The organism is Anaerolineae bacterium (assembly GCA_014360855.1).
Taxonomy (GTDB): Bacteria; Chloroflexota; Anaerolineae; order JACIWP01; family JACIWP01; genus JACIWP01.
This window is the reverse complement of sequence record JACIWP010000033.1, coordinates 1-318: the sequence shown is the minus strand read 5'-3', so window position 1 is coordinate 318 and position 318 is coordinate 1. Positions and strand designations below refer to the sequence as shown.

1 protein-coding gene is annotated in these 318 nt (G+C 74.5%); it reads left to right on the top strand.

The features are described from left to right. Window positions 1–13: 13 nt before the first annotated feature. Window positions 14–318 (top strand): hypothetical protein (locus H5T60_03100; protein MBC7241417.1); only part of this gene is annotated, 305 nt, incomplete at its 3' end.

Here is a 318-nt window from a genome sequence, read left to right as displayed (position 1 = left end):
ATTCATCCGCAGGGTGGCGTTTGCCGGCATGGGCCTGGCCGGCACCGCCCTGCTCCAGTCCTGCGGCACCCCGGCCGCCCCCGCGCTGAACCGCATCACGCTGGAACCATCCCCGACGGGCGTGCCCAGCACTGCACCAAGTCCCACCTATACACCCGGAGCGCCGGCCGCTCCCCTACCCACTCCTACGCCTACGACCATCCCTCCGACCGCGGCGCCGGCGCCCTCGACTGCCCTGCCGCACCTGGCGGTGGTGCGCGGCGCGTCCGCGGAAGCGATCACCCGCCAGGCGGTGGACGCGCTGGGCGGCATCGGCCG